The following is a 1,084-nucleotide window of genomic DNA, read 5'->3' as shown; positions in this document are numbered from 1 at the left end:
CCCTGATTCCTGCCGCCCAGCCCCGTTCCAGCCCGGCGCGGGGTGTGTCAGCCGGCGGCGAGTTCCTCCAGCCGGTACGGCAGGTAGGCCGAGTCGTCCACCAGCGCCGACGCGCCACGCCACCACCCGAACCACTCACCGCTGCGCCACATCCAGTCGACCCGCTCGATGGCGGCCACGACGTCGCCCACGGTGTTCCACCGCTCGCCCAGCTGCTCGCGGGTGGCGCCGTGGCGCACGGCCCAGGCGCGCAGGATTTCCGAGGCTTCCGCGGGCACCCCGCGCGCGTACGGGTCGGGGGTTTCCCCGGGCAGCCGGTGCGGCCCGAGCCCGGCGGCCACACCCCAGCTCCACTGTGCCTCGGCGGGCCGGGAGTAACGCAGCGAGTGGAAGTCGAGGTTGGAGCCGAGGTCGTCGTCGGCCCGGCGGGTGACGACCGCGTCGAGCCGGCCGCCGGCGTCGAAGTGGACCACGAGCCGCTGCCCCGGTTTGACCCCCGGTGGCAGGCGGAAACGGTCCTCCGCCTGCCACGAGTTGAGATCGACCTGGGCGACCGGCCGGCCCCACAACTGGTCGGCGGCGTCGTCGGAGATCCAGGCGGCCAGCATCTCCAGCGCGGTCAGGTCGGTCCACGGCTCGATCGCGACGGCCGTGCGCACCACCTCGTCGGGAGGGGGCAGCTTGCCGCCCCTGGGCCGCGTCCACCACTCCACGCCCAGCTCACGGGTGCCGACCAGCAGCGCGGCGATGGCGGCCAGTTCGGCCGAGCGTCGCGTCAGCGAGGCCCCGAGCGCCAGCTCCAGCGTGCGGTCCGTCCGTTCGTCCCCGAGCACGGGGCGTACGCCGTCGATGAGGGTCGGGGCCGTCGGGTGCTCCTCGCCGAGCAGGTTGCGTACGACTCGTCTGGCCTCGGTCCTTGCGTCTTCAGCGTGTGCCTGCCGCATAAAGCCACGCTACGCCGGGAGATCCTTTTCCGCGAGAGCTCCGGCCATGCCGTCACCCCCTCCGACCACCCGTTTCCGACCGGCGAGCCACGCCCCGAGCGCGACCGCCGCCCCGGGAGCGCCCCGGCACGAGCGTGCCC

At 74.2% G+C, this 1,084-nt stretch carries 1 protein-coding gene; it reads right to left on the bottom strand.

What is annotated here, in order from left to right; translation table 11 throughout:
* Nucleotides 1-47 precede the first annotated feature (47 nt).
* Nucleotides 48-944, bottom strand: a complete 897-nt coding sequence (locus GUY59_RS47090) for a hypothetical protein (RefSeq protein ID WP_138208864.1) — start codon at nucleotides 942-944, stop codon at nucleotides 48-50.
* Nucleotides 945-1,084 lie beyond the last annotated feature (140 nt).

Source organism: Nonomuraea sp. K271 (assembly GCF_009908215.1).
Lineage (GTDB): Bacteria > Actinomycetota > Actinomycetes > Streptosporangiales > Streptosporangiaceae > Nonomuraea > Nonomuraea longispora.
Note: the sequence above shows the minus strand (reverse complement) of the source record. Positions and strands in the feature narration are given on the sequence as shown.

Coding starts and splice junctions, on each gene's coding strand:
- GUY59_RS47090 (WP_138208864.1), bottom strand. CDS start 944: ATGCGGCAGGCACACGCTGAAGACGCAAGGACCGAGGCCAGACGAGTC.